Source organism: Anoxynatronum sibiricum, assembly GCF_039414295.1.
In the GTDB taxonomy this organism is placed as follows: Bacteria; Bacillota; Clostridia; order Peptostreptococcales; family Tindalliaceae; genus Anoxynatronum; species Anoxynatronum sibiricum.
This window is the reverse complement of record NZ_JBCITM010000005.1, coordinates 186,843-203,064: the sequence shown is the minus strand read 5'-3', so window position 1 is coordinate 203,064 and position 16,222 is coordinate 186,843. Positions and strand designations below refer to the sequence as shown.

General features: G+C 58.2%; 16 protein-coding genes. 1 reads left to right on the top strand and 15 read right to left on the bottom strand.

Annotated features, from left to right (window positions below):
• Nucleotides 1-27: 27 nt before the first annotated feature.
• A complete protein-coding gene (locus tag AAIG11_RS07075) occupies nucleotides 28-906 on the bottom strand; it encodes a PSP1 domain-containing protein (protein WP_343185536.1) in 879 nt (292 codons plus the stop codon).
• A 357-nt stretch (nucleotides 907-1,263) separates the two neighbouring features.
• Between AAIG11_RS07075 and AAIG11_RS07070 the strand changes: the two genes are divergently transcribed.
• A complete protein-coding gene (locus tag AAIG11_RS07070; protein ID WP_343185535.1) occupies nucleotides 1,264-1,926 on the top strand; it encodes a TetR/AcrR family transcriptional regulator in 663 nt (220 codons plus the stop codon).
• Here the strand turns inward: AAIG11_RS07070 and holB are convergent.
• From holB to AAIG11_RS07000, 14 genes are all read right to left on the bottom strand, one after another.
• Nucleotides 1,906-3,060, bottom strand: a complete 1,155-nt coding sequence (gene holB / locus AAIG11_RS07065) for a DNA polymerase III subunit delta' (RefSeq protein WP_343185534.1) — start codon at nucleotides 3,058-3,060, stop codon at nucleotides 1,906-1,908. The genes AAIG11_RS07070 and holB overlap by 21 nt on opposite strands.
• A 112-nt stretch (nucleotides 3,061-3,172) precedes the next feature.
• Nucleotides 3,173-3,502, bottom strand: a complete 330-nt coding sequence (locus tag AAIG11_RS07060) for a cyclic-di-AMP receptor (RefSeq protein ID WP_343185533.1) — start codon at nucleotides 3,500-3,502, stop codon at nucleotides 3,173-3,175.
• A gap of 83 nt (nucleotides 3,503-3,585) precedes the next feature.
• Nucleotides 3,586-4,233: a dTMP kinase gene (tmk, locus tag AAIG11_RS07055; protein ID WP_343185532.1), complete on the bottom strand. Its 648-nt coding sequence runs from the start codon at nucleotides 4,231-4,233 to the stop codon at nucleotides 3,586-3,588.
• Nucleotides 4,230-5,735: an aminotransferase class I/II-fold pyridoxal phosphate-dependent enzyme gene (locus tag AAIG11_RS07050; protein WP_343185531.1), complete on the bottom strand. Its 1,506-nt coding sequence runs from the start codon at nucleotides 5,733-5,735 to the stop codon at nucleotides 4,230-4,232. The genes tmk and AAIG11_RS07050 overlap by 4 nt, the downstream gene beginning before the upstream one ends.
• A 161-nt stretch (nucleotides 5,736-5,896) precedes the next feature.
• Nucleotides 5,897-6,400 (bottom strand): hypothetical protein, encoded by a 504-nt coding sequence (locus tag AAIG11_RS07045; RefSeq protein ID WP_343185530.1) that lies wholly within the window; start codon nucleotides 6,398-6,400, stop codon nucleotides 5,897-5,899.
• A gap of 394 nt (nucleotides 6,401-6,794) precedes the next feature.
• The gene (locus tag AAIG11_RS07040; protein ID WP_343185529.1) at nucleotides 6,795-7,040 is read right to left on the bottom strand and encodes a hypothetical protein; all 246 of its coding nucleotides are present in this window, start codon (nucleotides 7,038-7,040) and stop codon (nucleotides 6,795-6,797) included.
• Between the two features lie 86 nt (nucleotides 7,041-7,126).
• Nucleotides 7,127-8,128, bottom strand: coding sequence for a precorrin-6A reductase (gene cobK, locus AAIG11_RS07035; protein ID WP_343185528.1), 1,002 nt, complete (start codon nucleotides 8,126-8,128; stop codon nucleotides 7,127-7,129).
• Nucleotides 8,125-10,119, bottom strand: coding sequence for a precorrin-3B C(17)-methyltransferase (gene cobJ, locus AAIG11_RS07030; protein WP_343185527.1), 1,995 nt, complete (start codon nucleotides 10,117-10,119; stop codon nucleotides 8,125-8,127). The genes cobK and cobJ overlap by 4 nt, the downstream gene beginning before the upstream one ends.
• Nucleotides 10,116-10,916: a precorrin-4 C(11)-methyltransferase gene (cobM, locus tag AAIG11_RS07025; RefSeq protein ID WP_343185526.1), complete on the bottom strand. Its 801-nt coding sequence runs from the start codon at nucleotides 10,914-10,916 to the stop codon at nucleotides 10,116-10,118. The genes cobJ and cobM overlap by 4 nt, the downstream gene beginning before the upstream one ends.
• A gap of 126 nt (nucleotides 10,917-11,042) precedes the next feature.
• Nucleotides 11,043-12,521, bottom strand: a complete 1,479-nt coding sequence (cobI, locus tag AAIG11_RS07020) for a precorrin-2 C(20)-methyltransferase (protein WP_343185525.1) — start codon at nucleotides 12,519-12,521, stop codon at nucleotides 11,043-11,045.
• On the bottom strand, nucleotides 12,463-13,269 hold the full coding sequence (gene cbiE / locus AAIG11_RS07015; protein WP_343185524.1) for a precorrin-6y C5,15-methyltransferase (decarboxylating) subunit CbiE: 807 nt from the start codon (nucleotides 13,267-13,269) through the stop codon (nucleotides 12,463-12,465). Before cbiE ends, cobI begins: the two co-directional genes overlap by 59 nt.
• Nucleotides 13,266-14,501 (bottom strand): cobalt-precorrin-5B (C(1))-methyltransferase CbiD, encoded by a 1,236-nt coding sequence (cbiD, locus tag AAIG11_RS07010; protein ID WP_343185523.1) that lies wholly within the window; start codon nucleotides 14,499-14,501, stop codon nucleotides 13,266-13,268. Before cbiD ends, cbiE begins: the two co-directional genes overlap by 4 nt.
• A complete protein-coding gene (locus tag AAIG11_RS07005; RefSeq protein ID WP_343185522.1) occupies nucleotides 14,498-15,169 on the bottom strand; it encodes a precorrin-8X methylmutase in 672 nt (223 codons plus the stop codon). The genes cbiD and AAIG11_RS07005 overlap by 4 nt, the downstream gene beginning before the upstream one ends.
• Nucleotides 15,166-16,101, bottom strand: coding sequence for a GHMP family kinase ATP-binding protein (locus AAIG11_RS07000; RefSeq protein ID WP_343185521.1), 936 nt, complete (start codon nucleotides 16,099-16,101; stop codon nucleotides 15,166-15,168). Before AAIG11_RS07000 ends, AAIG11_RS07005 begins: the two co-directional genes overlap by 4 nt.
• Nucleotides 16,102-16,222: the final 121 nt, after the last annotated feature.

Genomic DNA, 16,222 nt, shown 5'->3' with positions numbered 1-16,222 from the left:
TCTTGATGTGGTTACGCTACCGGTTGGTTATTCCACAGGCTCTGCTTTATCCGGTTTCTTTTTACCGTCGGCCTGGCGCAGTTTCTTCCCTTTATTCAGGGGTGTCAGCTGGTCCACGTGGCAGGTGACAATTTCTTCAGTGTCATCATCGGGATTTTTGACTTTCAGTTTTACTTTTCCCGTGAGGGTTTGGGTCTCGATGACTTCGCCTGTGCCTTCGGGGCAACGGCAGCGGGCACCGCAGGAGGGCAGGCGTTTCAGCATGTCCTGGTATGTTTCATGCTCGTATTTCAGGCAGCAGAACAACCGGCCGCAGATACCGGAAATCTTGGTGGGGTTCAGTGACAGGTTTTGCTCCTTGGCCATTTTGATGGTGACGGGATCAAACTCGCCCAGCCAGGTGGAGCAGCAAAGGGGTTTGCCGCAGGGGCCGATGCCCCCGATCATTTTGGCTTCATCACGCACGCCAATCTGCCGCAGCTCTATGCGGGTTTTGAAAATGGCTGCCAGGTCTTTCACCAGCTCGCGGAAATCAACCCGGCCATCTGCCGTAAAGTAAAAGATAATTTTGTTCCGATCAAAGGTGTACTCCACATCCACCAGTTTCATGTCCAGTTGATGCTTTTCAATTTTCTTCGCACCGGTTTCAAAGGCTTCTTTTTCCCGCAGGCGGTTTTCTTCACTGATTTTTCGGTCTTCATCGGTGACAATCCGCACCACTTTTTTCAGGGGGGAGACAATGTCTTTTTCAGAAACTTCTTTCATCCCCACCACCACGTCTCCAAATTCAACGCCTCTGGCAGTTTCCACAATTACCTGGGTGCCTACGGGCAGCTCATGCACATCTGGATCAAAATAATATATTTTACCGGCTTTCTTAAATCGAACGCCAACTACGCGATTCATGGTATTCCTCCCTCTATTGAAAAGGGCCTGCCGGCGAATCAACCGATACACCGGCGCCCCGTTTCCGTTATTGTATCAGATTTTGGTGCGAATGCACAATCTTTTTGAGGATTGGCCCTCACCGGAGGGAATGATTTCCCGAGTTCATTAATGGCTCGCGAATGGTACTCGTATGGCTCGTGGAGATGAATGGTTGTGGCAATACAAAAGCGAAAGGAAGGTTGCCGGTAAATATAGCAGGCGTGAGGGGTTGACATTGGGGAACGGTAGGCTTACGATGACCATAGGGTCAGTTTGATGGCGATTGCCTTAGGATGGCCATCTGCCCTTCCTCGAATTCCCCTTAGGAGGATCCCCATGCCTAAAAAAGCTTTTCTTGATCTCCCCAACCACCAGCAGGATGTTTTTTTTGACCAGGCGCTGATTCTTTTTGCTGCCAAGCCCTATCAAGAGGCGTCGCTCTCATCCCTGCTGCGGGAATGCGGAATACCCAAGGGCACTTTCTATGCCTATTTTGCCGACAAACTGGATTTATATACGTATGTGGTTGACACCGTGTTCACCATTCGGTCCGTTTATATTAAAAGTCGCTTTATTCGCCAGACAGATGATTTTTTTCAACTCTTTGAAGCACAGCTGCGGCTTGAAACCACCTTTCGTCTGGAGCATCCGGCTTTTCATCACCTGCTGTCGCTGGCCCTTGATCCCCGGTTTACCCCTTTCTCTCCGGAAAAACTCAAAGCACTTGAAAGTGATCTGTTCAAAAACTACCATGCATTGATGGTGCGTGATCAGTTGAAGGGAAAGATTGCCGCTGATGTGGATGCTCACATGATTACGTTTATCTGTCAGTTGATTTTAAAAGAATTTCATTTCTATGTTCAGCGGCAAATGACTACTAAAAAAGAAGCTCCCGGCGTTGCCGAAGAAGCTTCTTGCGATTATCGCGAGGTCACCGCCCAGGGGTCACGGCGGCTGATGGCTCTGCTGCGCCGGGGGTTATCTCCCCAGGGGCGTTAACCATTGAACCGCCGGGGCGGTGGTTGGGCGCTTAAAGCTGTCCAGCAGATTCAAGAGCAGTATTTCAGTGACGTAGGCCAGATTTCCATGATTTTCCAGGTCGTCCCGTGCCTGTTCCAACAGGAGCAGGGCATTGGAAAGGCCCCGGGACAGGTGCAGGATAACGGGCTGGTCATGGCTTTGGTCTGATGACCGAAATGATTCCCGTGGCGATGCCTGGGAAAGTGCCTGAGTTGCCAGCTGCTCCACCTGCTGCCTGAGGCGTTCTTCTTGATCCTGGTTAATAAGAAGGACGTTTTCCCCTTTGAGGGTGAGTACCTGCAAATCACGCACCCATTCCTGCCACATGGCCAGCACTTCAAGTGCCTGGCTTTTTTCACGTGCCAGAAATTCACCTGCTTCCAAAAGGGGTGATATCTTTCCTGCCGCCAGGGTGTCGGTGAGCTGTAACAGCTGTCGACGAAGTTCCTGGAAGCTTTCGCTCTCCCGAAGTTTCACAGCTCTGGCGGGGGTACCGTTGGCAAAGGCAGCCAGTTTGACAGCCTGATGAGAGTCGATCTGATAGCGGTTTTCCAGCCAGGCTTCCATTTCCTGTTTCCCCACCGGACGAAAGACTGCCGTCTGACACCGGGAGAGAACGGTGGGCAAGAGGGTTTCAGGCCGGGAAGTGGCCAGGATGATGACTGCATGGTCCGGTGGTTCTTCAAGGGTCTTCAGCAGGGCGTTCTGGGCCTGGGGGGTCATGATTTCCGCCTGGGGTATCACGTATATTTTCCAGTCGCTTTCGTAGGGCTTGAGATAAATGTCTTTAATGAGTCCCCGGATGGTTTCCACGGAGAGACTGGTGTCTTTTTCCGGATTTTCCGGCAGGATCCATCGAAATTCTGGGTGACTGCCTGCCATCACCTGGCGGCAGCTTTTGCAGGTGTGGCAGGGGGGCTTTTCATGGGAGCAAAAAATGGCGGCGGCAAACTCCCTGGCCATGGTTTCCTTCCCCAGCCCCGGGGGACCTTCGAAAAGATAGGCGTGGGAAAACTGCCGACTGTTAAGGGCCTGGGTCAGCAGTTTTTTCACGGCGTCCTGCCCCACGATGCCCGCGAAGGGAACGCCTGGTTTCGACATCACATTTTCCACAAAAATGCTCCTTTACAGCTTCAGGTATTCGGCGATGACTTCAGATATGCAACTTCAACTGCACTTAACTAACTTCAACTGCAGGCATTGAAATCCAGCTTCATCTGTTTGTCTACATCTTCAGGTATTCGGCGACATCCACCACAAAAATGGTGGCACCTCCCACGGTCACTTCCACCGGGTAGGGAATGAACACACCCGTGGTACCGGAGACAGGGGCAGGTGAAGTCACCATTTCTTTTCGGGACTGGCAGTTGTCAGAGATAATGGCCTTTACTTCTTCCACCCTGTCGTCTTCCACTCCCACCAGTACGGTGGTGTTGCCGGCCTTCAGAAAACCTCCGGTGGAGGCAAGCTTGGTTACTCGAAATTCAGCTTTGGTCAGGTCTTCCAGCAAGGCTTTTGCATCTTCGTCGTGAACAATGGCTATCACCAGTTTCATGAGTCATCCCTCCTCAGTGTTTTGGGGTTGCTTCAAACTGTCAGTTCTATTTCTCTATGCTGTTTCATGTCGTTTCATGTTCTCTATGTTGTTTCATGTTCCAGATGCTTGATGCGTTTATCGGTTTCACAGCGGAGCACCTGTTGGATCCAGGGAATGCTTTTGGTGGCATCAATGACCACGAAGCGGTCCGGATTCGCTGCTGCCAGCTGGCGATACGTCTGGTAGATGGTCTCATAAAAGGCCATGTCTTCCTGCTCCAGCCGGTCTTTGGGGTCACTGCCCTTGCGGTGAAAGCTTTCTTCGGGGGTGATGTTGAACCAAAAGGTGAGATTGGGCAGCCGGTTCATCAGGCCGGGTTCATTCACCTGGTAGACTTTTTCAATCCCCAGGTTGCGGCCGGCACCCTGATAGGCCAGGCTGGAATCCACAAAGCGGTCGCAAATCACCACTTCTCCCCGGTTCAGGGCGGGCATGATCACTTCAGCCACGTGCTGGGCCCGGGCAGCGGCATACAGGAGGGCTTCTGTCCAGGGGTGCATCTCCCCATGGTCGGGGTCCAGAATCAGTTCCCGGATTTTCTCGGAGATGGGGGTGCCGCCTGGCTCCCTGGTCATGCAGACCGTATAGCCCAGGCTCTCCAAATACCGTTTTAGTTGAAGCATTTGGGTGGTCTTGCCGGCACCATCCATCCCTTCCAGTGTGATGAACAGACCATCGGTTGTCTTCATGTGTGTGCCATCACCTCCACGTGGGGGGCATGGGGTGTTGCCATGCCCACAATATCCACACCGGCAGCGGCCAGTGTGCCTAAATAGCTGCAAAGAGACGCTTCAATGATTTCTCCCGGCACCACCAGGGGAATACCCGGCGGGTAGGGGATCAGACTGGCAGTACTCACCCGGCCGGCGGCCTGACTCAGGGGAATCCATTCCCTGGGGGCCCGAAGGGCAGACTGGGGGCTGCAGTGCACCTGGGGCAGCTCCCGGGGGGGCCGCAGGGAAGTCAGGCTCTCCGATGCCTGTGCGGGAACCGCCTGGTCGGCTAAACGGGCCAGGGCTTCGCAGAGCTGGTGCAGGTCTGCCGGGGTGTTTCCAATGGAGGCCAGCGCCAGCACACCCCTCAGATCAGCCATTTCCATTTGCATGTGCCAGGTGGCAGCCAGCTTCTTATCCAATTCATACCCGGTAAATCCGGTTTGATGCAGGTCGATCCAGATACGGGTCAGATCCATGGGTTGCCGGTGGGTACCGGTGCCTTCCTCCTGCCTTGAAAACAGGAGCCCGGGGAGCGATTCCAGTCGATGACGCAGGGTCATCATGCCATCGATCAAGGTGTTCATCATGGCTGGCCCCGGCCCTGCCACCAAAGAGGTGGCGGCGTCAAGGGAGGCCATTAACAGGTAACTGGGACTGGAGGTTTGGAAGAGCCGGAGTTGAAAGCGGAGGCGGTCCCGGTCAAGCCGGTTGCCCTGCACATGGAGCATGGAGGCCTGTGTGAAGGCCGAGAGTGTCTTGTGGGTGCTCTGAACAGCGGCATCGGCACCGCAGGCCATGGCATCGGCAGGCAACCGGGAGCTGAGGCGCAGATGGGCCCCGTGGGCTTCGTCCACCAGCAACACTTTTCCATCGTCATGAACCAGCCTGGCAATGGCAGCCAGATCGGCGGCATGACCATGGAAGGTGGGGCGGGTGAGTACCACTGCTTTCACCCGGGGCCAATCTTTCAGACCCTGGGCAACGGCCTGGGGGGTGATTCCCAGGGGAAGCCCCAGGCGTTCATCCACTTCAGGCACCAGATACCGGGGAACCACCCCGGTGAGGAGACAGTAATGATACACCGACTGGTGGGCGTTGCGATTGATGAGAATTTCATCTCCCGGTGCGGCGGCGGCACCAATCATGGCGTAAATGCCGCAAGTGCTGCCATTGACCAGAAAAAAAGTTTCTTCGGCACCAAAAACAGCAGCGGCCCGTTCCTGAGCCTGACGTATGGCACCGGTGGGGTTGTGGAGGTTGTCGGTGCCCGGTACTTCGGTGGTGTCAAGGGCAGGGAGGAATCCTGCCAGCAGGGGGATTTCCCCCATCACGCCAGAACGGTATAAATGGCCATTTTTGTGGCCGGGCATATGGAAGGAGATGGTTTCTCCAGCGGCCCGCCTGTGCAGCATCTGCTGCAGGGGGCCCTGGGGTTCGGTGATTTCGTCGGCGGCGGATGACTCGTTGACGGGCATGTGATCGCACCTTTCTCAGCTTGAATTGAGCTGTTGCAGAATGAGTTGATGTATTGCAGAATGACTTGATGTATTGCAGAACGACTTAAAATGTGACCGAATGAATCCCGCTGTCCCAGCATGATGTGAATGGTGTGACGCTGGACGGTATCAGCAGGTGGTCATGCCTTCTTTTTAATGCCTTTGTTCAGTGCTTTGGCCAGCTGTTCACCCGGTTGAAACAACATGCGGTAACGGCGGGTGCCCTCATAAAACTGGAGAAGATAGACATCGTCTCCCTTCACCCGACAGGCGTAATACATGGTTTTTCGCGCCCGTTTCATGCGGGGCAGCTGGGGCTGGATCTCCGCCAGAGGCCGTACCCATTCCACCTGATGGATGGGTATTTCGATGAGGGGTTTGTCTCTTCTTCCCAGGCGGCGTTCCACCTGAAGTTCACTGCCATCAAACCGGTAGGTGTAGGTGGCCAGCTTTCGGTTCATCAGCCGGGAACTGTAAAAGGCCAGGGTGATGATGAGGAGCAGGCCTGCCAGCCCGCCGTAACCTCCCGGCATCTGGTTGGTTAACACTACGGCGGTGTTCACCCCCATCACCAAAACCACCACCAGCAAAAACACTTTCCAGACAGGCTTTTTGGGTTCCTGTGCTTTCACTTCTATTTTCACGAAAATTCCTCCCTACTGTGTCATTTTTCGATGTCATCACCACCGGGCTTCTTCACCGGTTAAGGCTGTGATGGCACTTGGGTTTGACAGTGTTTCAGTCTGTATGATCTCTTTCAGAGAGGCCTTGTTGCTATTCATGTGGATTGTTTTCCACATGAAAAAGGATGTTGTCCACATGATTCACCAGGTTATCCACATTTAGTGGTTGACTTATCCACAACCCACTCTATATGGGGTCTCTCTTTCAGGGGAAGGTGGTCTCCCTGATGTCCAAATCATCCACAGCCGGGGGTTGGTTATTCACAGTAAACCCGGATTATCCACAAGGGTATCCACAGCTTTTTTTCAGTGAATAGATGATAGGGAATAGTGAATAAAAAGCCCCTTTCCCCGGTTATCGGAAAAGGGCATTTTTTCGTTCTTGCGACCGGCCTTTTATCACCTGCAACCGATGCACCTTCTTTTTGGCTGCAGGTGATTTCGCTGCAGGCGTTCTACCCACGGGCATTGGCTGTGTGGGCTTTCTTTTCCGATTGAGCAGGTTCATTTCCCTGATGAGAAGCAGGTTCTGAATCCCTAAGAAAACAGCCACAGGAATCAGCAGCAGCACCATAAAGGCAATGTTGGCGTTTCTTTCCATGGGCTGCATCCTCCTTTCAATCTTCAGGTAATCGCTGGTCCCTTTGGAAACATTATAGCACAAGTTTACCAACTGGGAACAGGGAATCAGCAGTCCTGTTGTGAAAAGAGGGGCGGCAGTTGTTTTTCGGTCCATGCCAGCACTTCTTCCAGGGTGGCGGCCTGGGGAACTTCCGGAGGAAGAACCGGCCGCTGAATCAGAATCACCGGCACCTTCACGTCTTCGGCGGCCTGAATTTTTTCCCGGGTGCCGCCGGTATCACCGCTGTCTTTGGTCACTAAACCGGCAGCCCCTGTATGGAGAAGAAACTGTCGATTCATCTCCCGGCTGAAGGGCCCCTGCATGGCAATGATCTGACCCGGTGTGAGACCCAGGTCGATGCACTGCCGGATAACGCCGGGGAAGGGCATGACCCGCACCAGCAATCTTTCCAGGGGAACATGGCTGCAGAACACCGGCAGTGACCGACTGCCGGTGGTGAGCAGCCATTGGCCGGAACGTCGGGCCACTTCTTTAGCGGCGGCTTCGGGGTCGGGGCAGGTGATGAGGTGGGGGTTGGCTTCTGTTTCTTCCGGCAATAGGCCGGGGCGTTGCCATCGCAGGAGGGGCAGGCAGTGTTTTTGGGCAACCCGGGCGGCCAGGCGGGTAATCTCCTGGGCGTAGGGGTGGGTGGCATCCACCACAGCGGTAATGTGATGCTGTGTCAGGAGGGCCTCCAGGGCTATTTGATCCAGGGGGCCAGTGGCCAGCTGGCTTGGAAGCAAAGACGCGGCTGAAGGGGTGGCGGTGGCTGAAGCGGTGGCGGTGGCTGAAGATAACGTGCTGCGTTGAGCCGGAGCCAACGATGGGGCCAAACCCGGCAACGGAGTTGGATCTGCCGATGAAGCTGGAGCCAGCGATGGCTCAGATGGCTCAGATGGATCAGATGGTGCAGATGGCGGCGATGGCACAGGCTCCTGGCCCACGGTTTTCAGCAGCAGCTGGCTGCCATAGGTGGTGACGGTGGTGGCCAGGAAGGGCCGGCGGGCATCGGTAAGGGCGGCGGCCAGCCGGCGGCCTTCGGTGGTGCCAGAGAGAATGAGGATCATAGGGCATACCCCCTGGGCGTCACCATGCGGCCATCCTTTCGCAAACGGGTGGACCGGTTGCCGATGATCACCACGGTTTGCATGTCAACGGGAGCTTCCAACAACTGGCTGAGAGGCCAGGTGGTGGTCACTTCACCTGTGTTCTGAGCCCGGGTGACCACGCCCACTGGGGTTTCCGGCGGCAGGGTCTGTTGCAGCAGGGCTACGGCTTCTTCCCACTGGCGCACCCGTTCCCGGCTTTTGGGGTTGTAAAGGGCAATGACAAAGCCGGTGGCGGCAGCGGCTTTCAGCCTGTCCAGTATATCCTGCCAGGGGGTGAGGTGGTCGCTGAGACTGATGGTGGCATAGTCTTGCATCAGGGGGGCTCCCAGTCGGGCGGCGGCAGCAGTGGCGGCGGTGACACCGGGAAGGATTTCCACGGGAATCAGGGGGGCTTCCTGTTCCTGCAGCTCTAATAACAAGCCTGCCATGCCATAGACGCCGGCATCGCCGCTGCTCACCAGCAGCACCCGGTTCCCCTGGGCAGCCAGCTCCAGTGCCTGACGGCAACGCTGGGTTTCCCGGCGCATGGTGCCATGAATCACTTGCTGATGGGTGACCAAGGGGGCCAGGCGGCGGGTATAGGTGTGGTAGCCGATGACCACATGGCTGTCTGTCAGGGCCTGGGCCACGGCGGGGGTCATATGCTCCGGCAGGCCGGGGCCGATGCCCACCACGGTGACGCTTCCCGCCAGGGGGGCCAGTGTGAAGGTGATGCCGGCGGCGGCTCGGGCAGGGTTGCCATCAGCCGGTGGTTCCTCTGGCAGCAGGCAGGTGCCTCCCCCTGAGGATAGCCAGGCGGCAGGACTGCTGACAGCGGTGACGCCCACGGCTTCTGCCGCCTTTGCCGAAGCAGGAAAATGGTGCTGAACGACGGCAATGGCTTCCGGGGAATGGCCCTGGAGGGACAGTTCCCATTTTTCTGCCAGGGCTTGCAGGCCCGGCTCCCGGGTTTTCAGGTCAATGGTGGCCAGAGCTGCCAGTGAATCCGAAGAAAGCTGATGATGCTCCAGAAAGGCTTCCAGGGCGTTTTCCAGCGCTTCCAGGGTGGTGTTTTTCCGGCAGCCCACTCCCAGCACCCACCGGCGGGGGAGGAGGTGCACCCATTCTCCCTCCGATAGTTGTTCTTCTGGAAAACCGGTGCCGATCCAAATGCCTCCAGTTCCTTTCAAAAAGGTGTCTTTGTCTTCCACCAGCTGGTACCCGGCGGGGAGGGCTGGAAGGAGAGGCTCGCTGCTGTAAACGGGGATGGGCCGGCCTTCCAGGGCGGCGGCGGTCCATTTTTTGGCGGCGGTCCAGTGGGTCAAAGGGGCGTGGAGACGCTGGGCCAGTTGGTCAACGGCCAGCACATTGCTGTTATCGCTGGCGGTGGTGATCACCGGCCGGGCACCGGTGAGACGGGCCACTTCCCGGGCCAGGGCATTGGCACCTCCCAGGTGGCCGGAAAGGAGGCTGATGACATGACGGCCTGTGTCATCCATCACCAGTACTGCCGGGTCGCTCCCCTTGTGCCGGGGCAATTGCTGCAACAACCGCAGGGCAATACCCGTGGCGGCGATGAACAGGAGGGGTTGCCCTTTCTCAAAGGCTTGGGCTACGGCGGTGGCGGCGGTGCCTTCCAAAAGGAAATTCTCACGGGTGCTGTTTTCACTCACTGGTGTTTCAGGAGATGCTGGTATTTCAGAAAATGCTGGCGTTTCAGAAAGTAAAGGAACTTCTTTTTGAAGTGTTGTTTCCCCTGTTGATGGTGATACTTCCTGAGGTGATGGCGGCGGTGATTCCTGAAGAAGGTGTGCCGGCGCGTGGAGAGTGGTCTGGGGATCATGGGTCAGCAGCTCTCGGCCCAGGGTGATTCCCCGCTGGGTAAAGGTAAAGATTTGGAGGGGTAGGAACTGGGCCTGAGATCGAATTTGAGACTGAATCTGAGATTGAGACTGGGTTTCCTGCTTCATTGGTGTCCCTCCCGATAGCCGTGGCTGAAGGCGGCGTGATAGAGAAGGGAGTCTTCTCCCTGCCCCTGGAGGCAGTCGCCAATATAAATGAGGGCGGTGCGGTTGATGCCTGCTTCTTTCACCTGCTCAGGCAGGGTGGCAAGGGTGCCCCGAATCACCTGCTGGTCTGGCCATCCAGCCCGGTACACCAGGGCTGCCGGGGTTTCGGGGGGGTAGGCGGTGAGGCAGGCTTCGGCCACTTTTTCCACCATGCCGGTGGAGAGGAAAAGCACCAAAGTGGCCCGGTGAGCAGCCAGTTTTTCCAGGGCTTCTTTCTCCGGCACAGGGGTGCGGCCGCTCATGCGAGTGAGGATCACTGTCTGGGTGAACCCGGGAAGGGTGAGTTCGGTGCCCAGCAGGGCGGCCCCTGCCAGAAAGGAGCTGATGCCGGGAATCACTTCATACGGAACGCCGGCGGCTTTCAGGCGGCGAATCTGCTCGGCGATGGCACCGTAGAGGGAGGGGTCGCCGGTGTGGAGGCGCAGCACGGTTTTTCCTGCCTTTACCCGGGTGATCATCCAGTCGCAGAGGGTTTCCAGATCCATGGCAGCGCTGTCGGCCACATCGGCGGTGGGGGGGCAGTGGGCGAACACTGCAGGGTTGACCAATGAGCCGGCAAAAAGAATGGCCTGGGCTTCGGCGATGAGGCGGTGGGTTTTTAGGGGCAGCAGTTCGGGGTCACCGGGGCCGGCACCGGCGAAAATCACCCGGGGCTGGTCTTGGGGGGGTATGGAAGTCGTGGAAGTTGTGGAAGTCATGGGGATGCTCCTTTTCATGAACGAAGATAAGAACAAAGACAAAGGTAATATAACAACAAGGATTCTGTGTCGGCTTCAGCCGTGAAACCAATCTAATGCATCTACCATTTACTTGATCCGCCACCATTATGATCGGGGGGATCTGATGAGAATGCCCAAGGACAAATAGGGGAGTTTTCCTTCCCGAAGGCACTGGGGCCCTTCATGAATTTCTTCCCGAGCTTCTCCCAGATGGCTCACCACTCGCAGCAGGGGCTGGGGATGCTGGGCTTCCATCCACTGGGCCAGGGCTTCCTGACAGGCGGAAAGTTTATAGATCACCACGTTGCCGGGTAGCTGATCCAGCAGGGGGCCCATGTCTTCCCGCCCGGCGGTGCCGGGAATCCAGGTGAGGGGCTGGTCTTCTTCTGCCAGGGTTTGGTTCAGCCGGGCGGCGGCGGCAGAGGCGGCGCTGATGCCGGGGATGGTGCTCACCGGGTGGCCGGCCTCTTGCACCTGCTGCATCACATAGCTGTAGGTGCTGTAAAGGAGGGCGTCTCCCAGGGTGAGCATCACGGCGGAATGACCGGCTGCCAGCACTGCCATGATTTCTTCGCTCCGCTGCTGCCGCTGTACCTGCCGCTGGTGGTCTTCCCGATGCATGGCAAAGAGGAGGGGGCGGCACTGGGTGTGGGGGGAAAGCCAGGGCTTCACAATGTTCAGGGCAGCGCTTTCTTCGCCTTCCCTGGTAATGGGGTAAAAGACCACTGCTGCCTGCTGTAAGGCTTTGATGCCCTTGGCGGTGAGCAGGTCGCTGTCGCCGGGACCCACGCCGATGCCGGTGAGGGTGGGGCGGGTGGGAGAAATGGAAGGGGCATTGGTGCTGGTGCTGGTGCTGGTGTGGTTGTGGTTCTGGTTGCAGGCTGCTGGCTGTTGGGCTGGTTTTTCCAGGGTAATGAGGTACACCGGATTGCCCGCTGCCATCATGGTGGTTTTTCCCCGTTCCACATGGCGGGTGACCCCCACCTGGACGGTGGCCACATGGGTCAGGGTGCCTGCCGCCACTTGTTCCTTTGTCCAAGTGGTGACGGTGGCAAGGGTTTCCAGGGTAACGGCGGTGAGCACCATGCGTCCGCCGGGCTTCAGTTTCGCCAGGCCTTCTTCCAACAAAAGGGGTAGGCCGCCGCCGGAGCCGCCGATGAAGAAGCGGTCAAGGGGCGGTAGGGAAGGCAGTAACGTTTCGCCTTTTCCCTGATGAAGGGTGACATTGGCGCAGTGAAATTGGGCCAGGTTCTGGCGGGTGAGGTCAACGGCCTCTGGGTTCACATCCATGGCGTACACCTGCCCGGGGGCAGTCATGCGGGCCATTTCAACGGTGACAGAACCGGAGCCGCAGCCGATGTCGGCGGTTACCTGGCCGGGAGCCAACTGGAGGCGCGCCAGTATCAGCCACCGGATTTCCTCTTTGGTCATGGGCACATCACCCCGGAGAAAGGCGCTGTCGGGGATGCCGGGACTCGCGAAGGCCAGGGGATTCGCCCCTGTTGCCTGTTGGTCAGCGGGCTGGTCAGGCGTTGCTTGGGTACCAGGGCAGGTGTTGCAGATGTCGGATAATGGCTTGGTCACAGGAAATCACCACCACATTGAGAGAGTAAGGGCCTCCGGCGGCAATGGCCGCGGGGGAACCCAGAAAAATACGTTCATCGTCATAGGAAAGGCGCTGGCCCACGGCCATCATCACTTGATAATCAGCCTTCTGCGGTGCCGGTGAATCGGAAGAAACTGCTGGATGGTGCAGGTCAGCAGATGTCTTCAGCACTTCTGCCTCCGGTAAATCGGATGAGGATGCCAAAGATGTCATTTCTTGGAGGGCCGCCGCCAGTTGTTCCGGTCCCTGTTGGGGGTCGGTGAGGAGGCAGATGAAAGAGTGCTGGCGAAGGGCTGTCTGCCAGTCCGTCTGGCGCCCATGGAGGCTGAGGCAGCGGCCCTCACTCCAGGAAAGGCCCAGGCGGCTGCAAAAGAGCTGCAGGGAGCTGATGCCGGGAACCACCCGCAGCTTTTCCGGCCCAAAGTGGCTGGTGAGGCGGGGCAGGAGGCTGTGGAATCCGGGATCGCCGGAAACCAGCACTGCCACGGCGGGGGTATCGGATGCCTGACGGCGGTCTGCCACCTGCTTGAGAAAGTCAGTCACTGGGCCTTTCAGGGGAATCAGTTCCCAGGGGCCTTTTTCGTAAGGAGCCACCAGCCGGGGAGCCCCTGCCAGCACCTGGCAGTTTTCGATGGTCTCTCGGGCTTCGGGGAGTAAATACCGGGGATGCCCGGGGCCCATACCCACCACTTGGAGGGGGGAATGTTGTCTGTTGTGGTTTGTCATGGGGTGTCCTCCTGTTCTTTCCATTTTTCCTGTTGCCGGCGGCCCTGGGGGCACATGCCCAGCAGCCCGCCTTCATAGGAAAAAAGGATGGTGCCCACTTGTACCTGATGGTCGGTGCGCTCTGCCGCTGCCCGGGAAATGCGGTGAGCCAGAAAATCAAAAAAAGCCTTTTCTCCCGCTGCCTGGATGATGCCAGCGGCTTCTTCGGCGGTGTTGCTGTGCATCACTTTTGTCATCAGGCTTATATCGGCTCCATAGAGGAGGAGGTTGGCGGCCAGGATTTCCCGCCGGGCATCGGCCACCCGGCTGTGGAGGTGGAAAATGCCGCCGGCGATTTTCACCAGTTTGGCCACGTGGCCCACCAGCAGCACTTCTTTCACCCCAAGGGTGGCGGCTTCGTCAAAGAGGGTGCCTGGAAAATTGCCCATGCGGATCACCGGCGAAGGGTCGGTGGCGGGGTGAATTTTCAGTTGGTCCCTTAAAAAGGCCTGGCCATGACTGCCGGGCACCACCAGCCAGCGGTGATGGCCGGCTGCTGCCAGCATGCGGCATTCCAGCTCCAAGGTGCGTACCCAGGCTTCCTGTGACATGGGCTCCACAATGCCGGTGGTGCCCAGAATGGAAAGACCTCCCACCACACCCAGTTTGGGGTTGTAGGTGCGCTTTGCCAGTGCCTCTCCGCCGGGAATGCTGATGGTGACCGTATACCGGCGGGAGGTGTCTAAACTCAAGGAGCCCTGGAAGACGGTGGGTTTTTCCCAGGAGTGGTCTTCCAGCACATGCTTCACATTGGTGAGAATCATCTGCCGGGGGGCGTCGTTGATGGCCGGCTGCCCCACCGCCACGGGAAGGCCGGGGCGGGTGACAGTGCCCACCCCTTCTCCCGCCACCAGGGTGATGTCCGGTGTTTCTTTGGTTCCCCCGACTCCCTCGGCTCCCCCGACTTCCGGCACATCCAAAGCTTCCAGAGCCACCCGGGCATGGACGCTGACACCGTTGGTGATATCCGGATCATCGCCGGCATCCTTCACCACCCGGCAGGCGGCCCATTGGGGATGCACCTGGGGGTCTTCCAGCCGAAATTCATGGGGCTTTCCCTGAAGCTCCAGGGTCCATGAATGATAGCACTGCTGATCCCGGAGCATGGCGGCGGCACCTGCGGCGGCGGCAGCGGCACAGGCCCCGGTGGTGTAGCCCTTTCGCAGGTGGGCGGGGTTTTTCTGTCGGCTCATGGGTGGGTGCGCCCCGTCAGCCGGTACAACAGGGCGTTGACGATGGCGGCGGCCACGTTGCTGCCTCCCTTGCGCCCCTGGAGGGTGATCTGGGGCACATCGTACTGGAGGAGGTGGGCCTTAGATTCTGCTGCTCCCACAAAGCCCACCGGCACGCCAATCACCAGGGCGGGGGCAGCCAGGCCCTCATCCATCAGCTGGCAAAGGCGAAACAGGGCGGTGGGGGCATTTCCGAAAACGAAGACTTTTATCTGGGGGTCTTTCACCGCTGTTTCCACCCCCAGGGCAGAGCGGGTGCGGCCCTGGGCGGCAGCGTCGGCGGCCACCTGGGGATCATCCACCAGGCATCGGGTGGAGAGATTCAGGGTTTCCAGGGCTTTTCGATTGATGCCGGACTGGACCATGCGGGTATCGGTGTAGATCACCGTGCCGGGGGCCAGGAGGCGGGGCAGGGCTTCATGAATGCGGGGGTCCACCTTCAGCTGGTCCCGCAGTTCAAAATCGGCGGTGGTATGAATCACCCGCAAGAGCAAGTCTTCTGTTTCCGGGGCGGGGGGCTGACCGGTGAGGGCTTCCAGCTCTTTTCGGATGATGGTGAAGCTGTCGGATTCGATGGCGGCGGGCCGCCACTCAATGGCATGGTCAAGGGTGGGTTTTTGGGGGGTCATGGGCATTCCTTCCTTTCAGTCACCGTGACGCCTCCCGGGATGAGCCGGTGGCGGCGGGGAGGAAAATAGCGGGTAGCGGCAGGTTCCCGATGCCAGTTGTCCAAAAAGGCTTGCAGCTGGAACCGATGGGGGTCGTGGAGCAAGGCCACGGTGCTGCCGCTGTGGGCGATGTTCAGCCCCCAGGCACCATGGCGCAGGGCCAAATGATGGAGGGTTTCCAACCCTGGCAAGGGGTGAAAAAGCTGGTTGGCCCGGGCGCTGATCCAACAGGCGGCGGCCAGGGTTTCCATTGCTCCCCGGGCCAGGCCTTCCTCAAAGAGGCCCAGGGCTTCTGCCAGTTCTGTTTGTTGGGCTTCCCGGCGCAGGGCGTGATTTTCTCGGCGGAAGCCGGCGGTTTCCACGGCGTCCATGCCTTCCAGCACCAGTACCTGCAGAGGCGGCAGTTCCTGATAGCGACGGGTGACTTCCCCGGTGAGGGGGTCCATGAGGGCCAGCTGGGAATGGATGATGCTGTCGGTGGGCTCCAACTGGGTGCAGAGGCGGGTGAGGATTTCGCCGTCGAAGGGCTGGTTGAGCCAGGTGAGCAGCGCTGCCGCTGTGGCTGCCAGGTCGGCGGTTGAGCTGGCCATTCCCTTGGCCCGGGGCAGCTGGGATTCCAGCACAAGGGTGAAGGGAAGGGACCGGGCGGCGTCTTCTCCCAAGTGATTTTTCACAATGGCCACGGCCAGCTCCCAGGCCCGGGGATGGTCCCGGCGGAAGGCGGCATGCCCATCGGGGGCGGGGGCCGGTGCCAGAGTGACCTGGCTGTAGCAGTCGATGGCATAGGAAATGAGTTTTTCGCTGCCGTCCAGCCATCCCTGCAAAAATTCGCCGCAGGACCCGGGGCACCGGGCGATGATGGGATGATGGACGATGGGCGGAAAGGGCTTCATGGGCGTTTTCCTTTCTGATCTGCAGGATAAAACCGTCAACATTACTGTAGCAATATCAAGAGCAATGATCGCAAAAGCCATCTGGATAAAAGAAGTAGGAGAACCTTATGCCCGCCTTATG

Excerpts from the sequence above, each read along its gene's own strand:
- AAIG11_RS07005 (WP_343185522.1), bottom strand. The coding sequence starts at position 15,169 with ATGACCCCCCAAAAACCCACCCTTGACCATGCCATTGAGTGGCGGCCC.
- AAIG11_RS07075 (WP_343185536.1), bottom strand. The coding sequence starts at position 906 with ATGAATCGCGTAGTTGGCGTTCGATTTAAGAAAGCCGGTAAAATATAT.
- cbiD (WP_343185523.1), bottom strand. The coding sequence starts at position 14,501 with ATGAGCCGACAGAAAAACCCCGCCCACCTGCGAAAGGGCTACACCACC.
- cbiE (WP_343185524.1), bottom strand. The coding sequence starts at position 13,269 with ATGACAAACCACAACAGACAACATTCCCCCCTCCAAGTGGTGGGTATG.
- AAIG11_RS07000 (WP_343185521.1), bottom strand. The coding sequence starts at position 16,101 with ATGAAGCCCTTTCCGCCCATCGTCCATCATCCCATCATCGCCCGGTGC.
- AAIG11_RS07070 (WP_343185535.1), top strand. The coding sequence starts at position 1,264 with ATGCCTAAAAAAGCTTTTCTTGATCTCCCCAACCACCAGCAGGATGTT.
- AAIG11_RS07040 (WP_343185529.1), bottom strand. The coding sequence starts at position 7,040 with ATGGAAAGAAACGCCAACATTGCCTTTATGGTGCTGCTGCTGATTCCT.
- cobM (WP_343185526.1), bottom strand. The coding sequence starts at position 10,916 with ATGACTTCCACAACTTCCACGACTTCCATACCCCCCCAAGACCAGCCC.
- tmk (WP_343185532.1), bottom strand. The coding sequence starts at position 4,233 with ATGAAGACAACCGATGGTCTGTTCATCACACTGGAAGGGATGGATGGT.
- AAIG11_RS07050 (WP_343185531.1), bottom strand. The coding sequence starts at position 5,735 with ATGCCCGTCAACGAGTCATCCGCCGCCGACGAAATCACCGAACCCCAG.
- AAIG11_RS07060 (WP_343185533.1), bottom strand. The coding sequence starts at position 3,502 with ATGAAACTGGTGATAGCCATTGTTCACGACGAAGATGCAAAAGCCTTG.
- cobK (WP_343185528.1), bottom strand. The coding sequence starts at position 8,128 with ATGATCCTCATTCTCTCTGGCACCACCGAAGGCCGCCGGCTGGCCGCC.
- cobJ (WP_343185527.1), bottom strand. The coding sequence starts at position 10,119 with ATGAAGCAGGAAACCCAGTCTCAATCTCAGATTCAGTCTCAAATTCGA.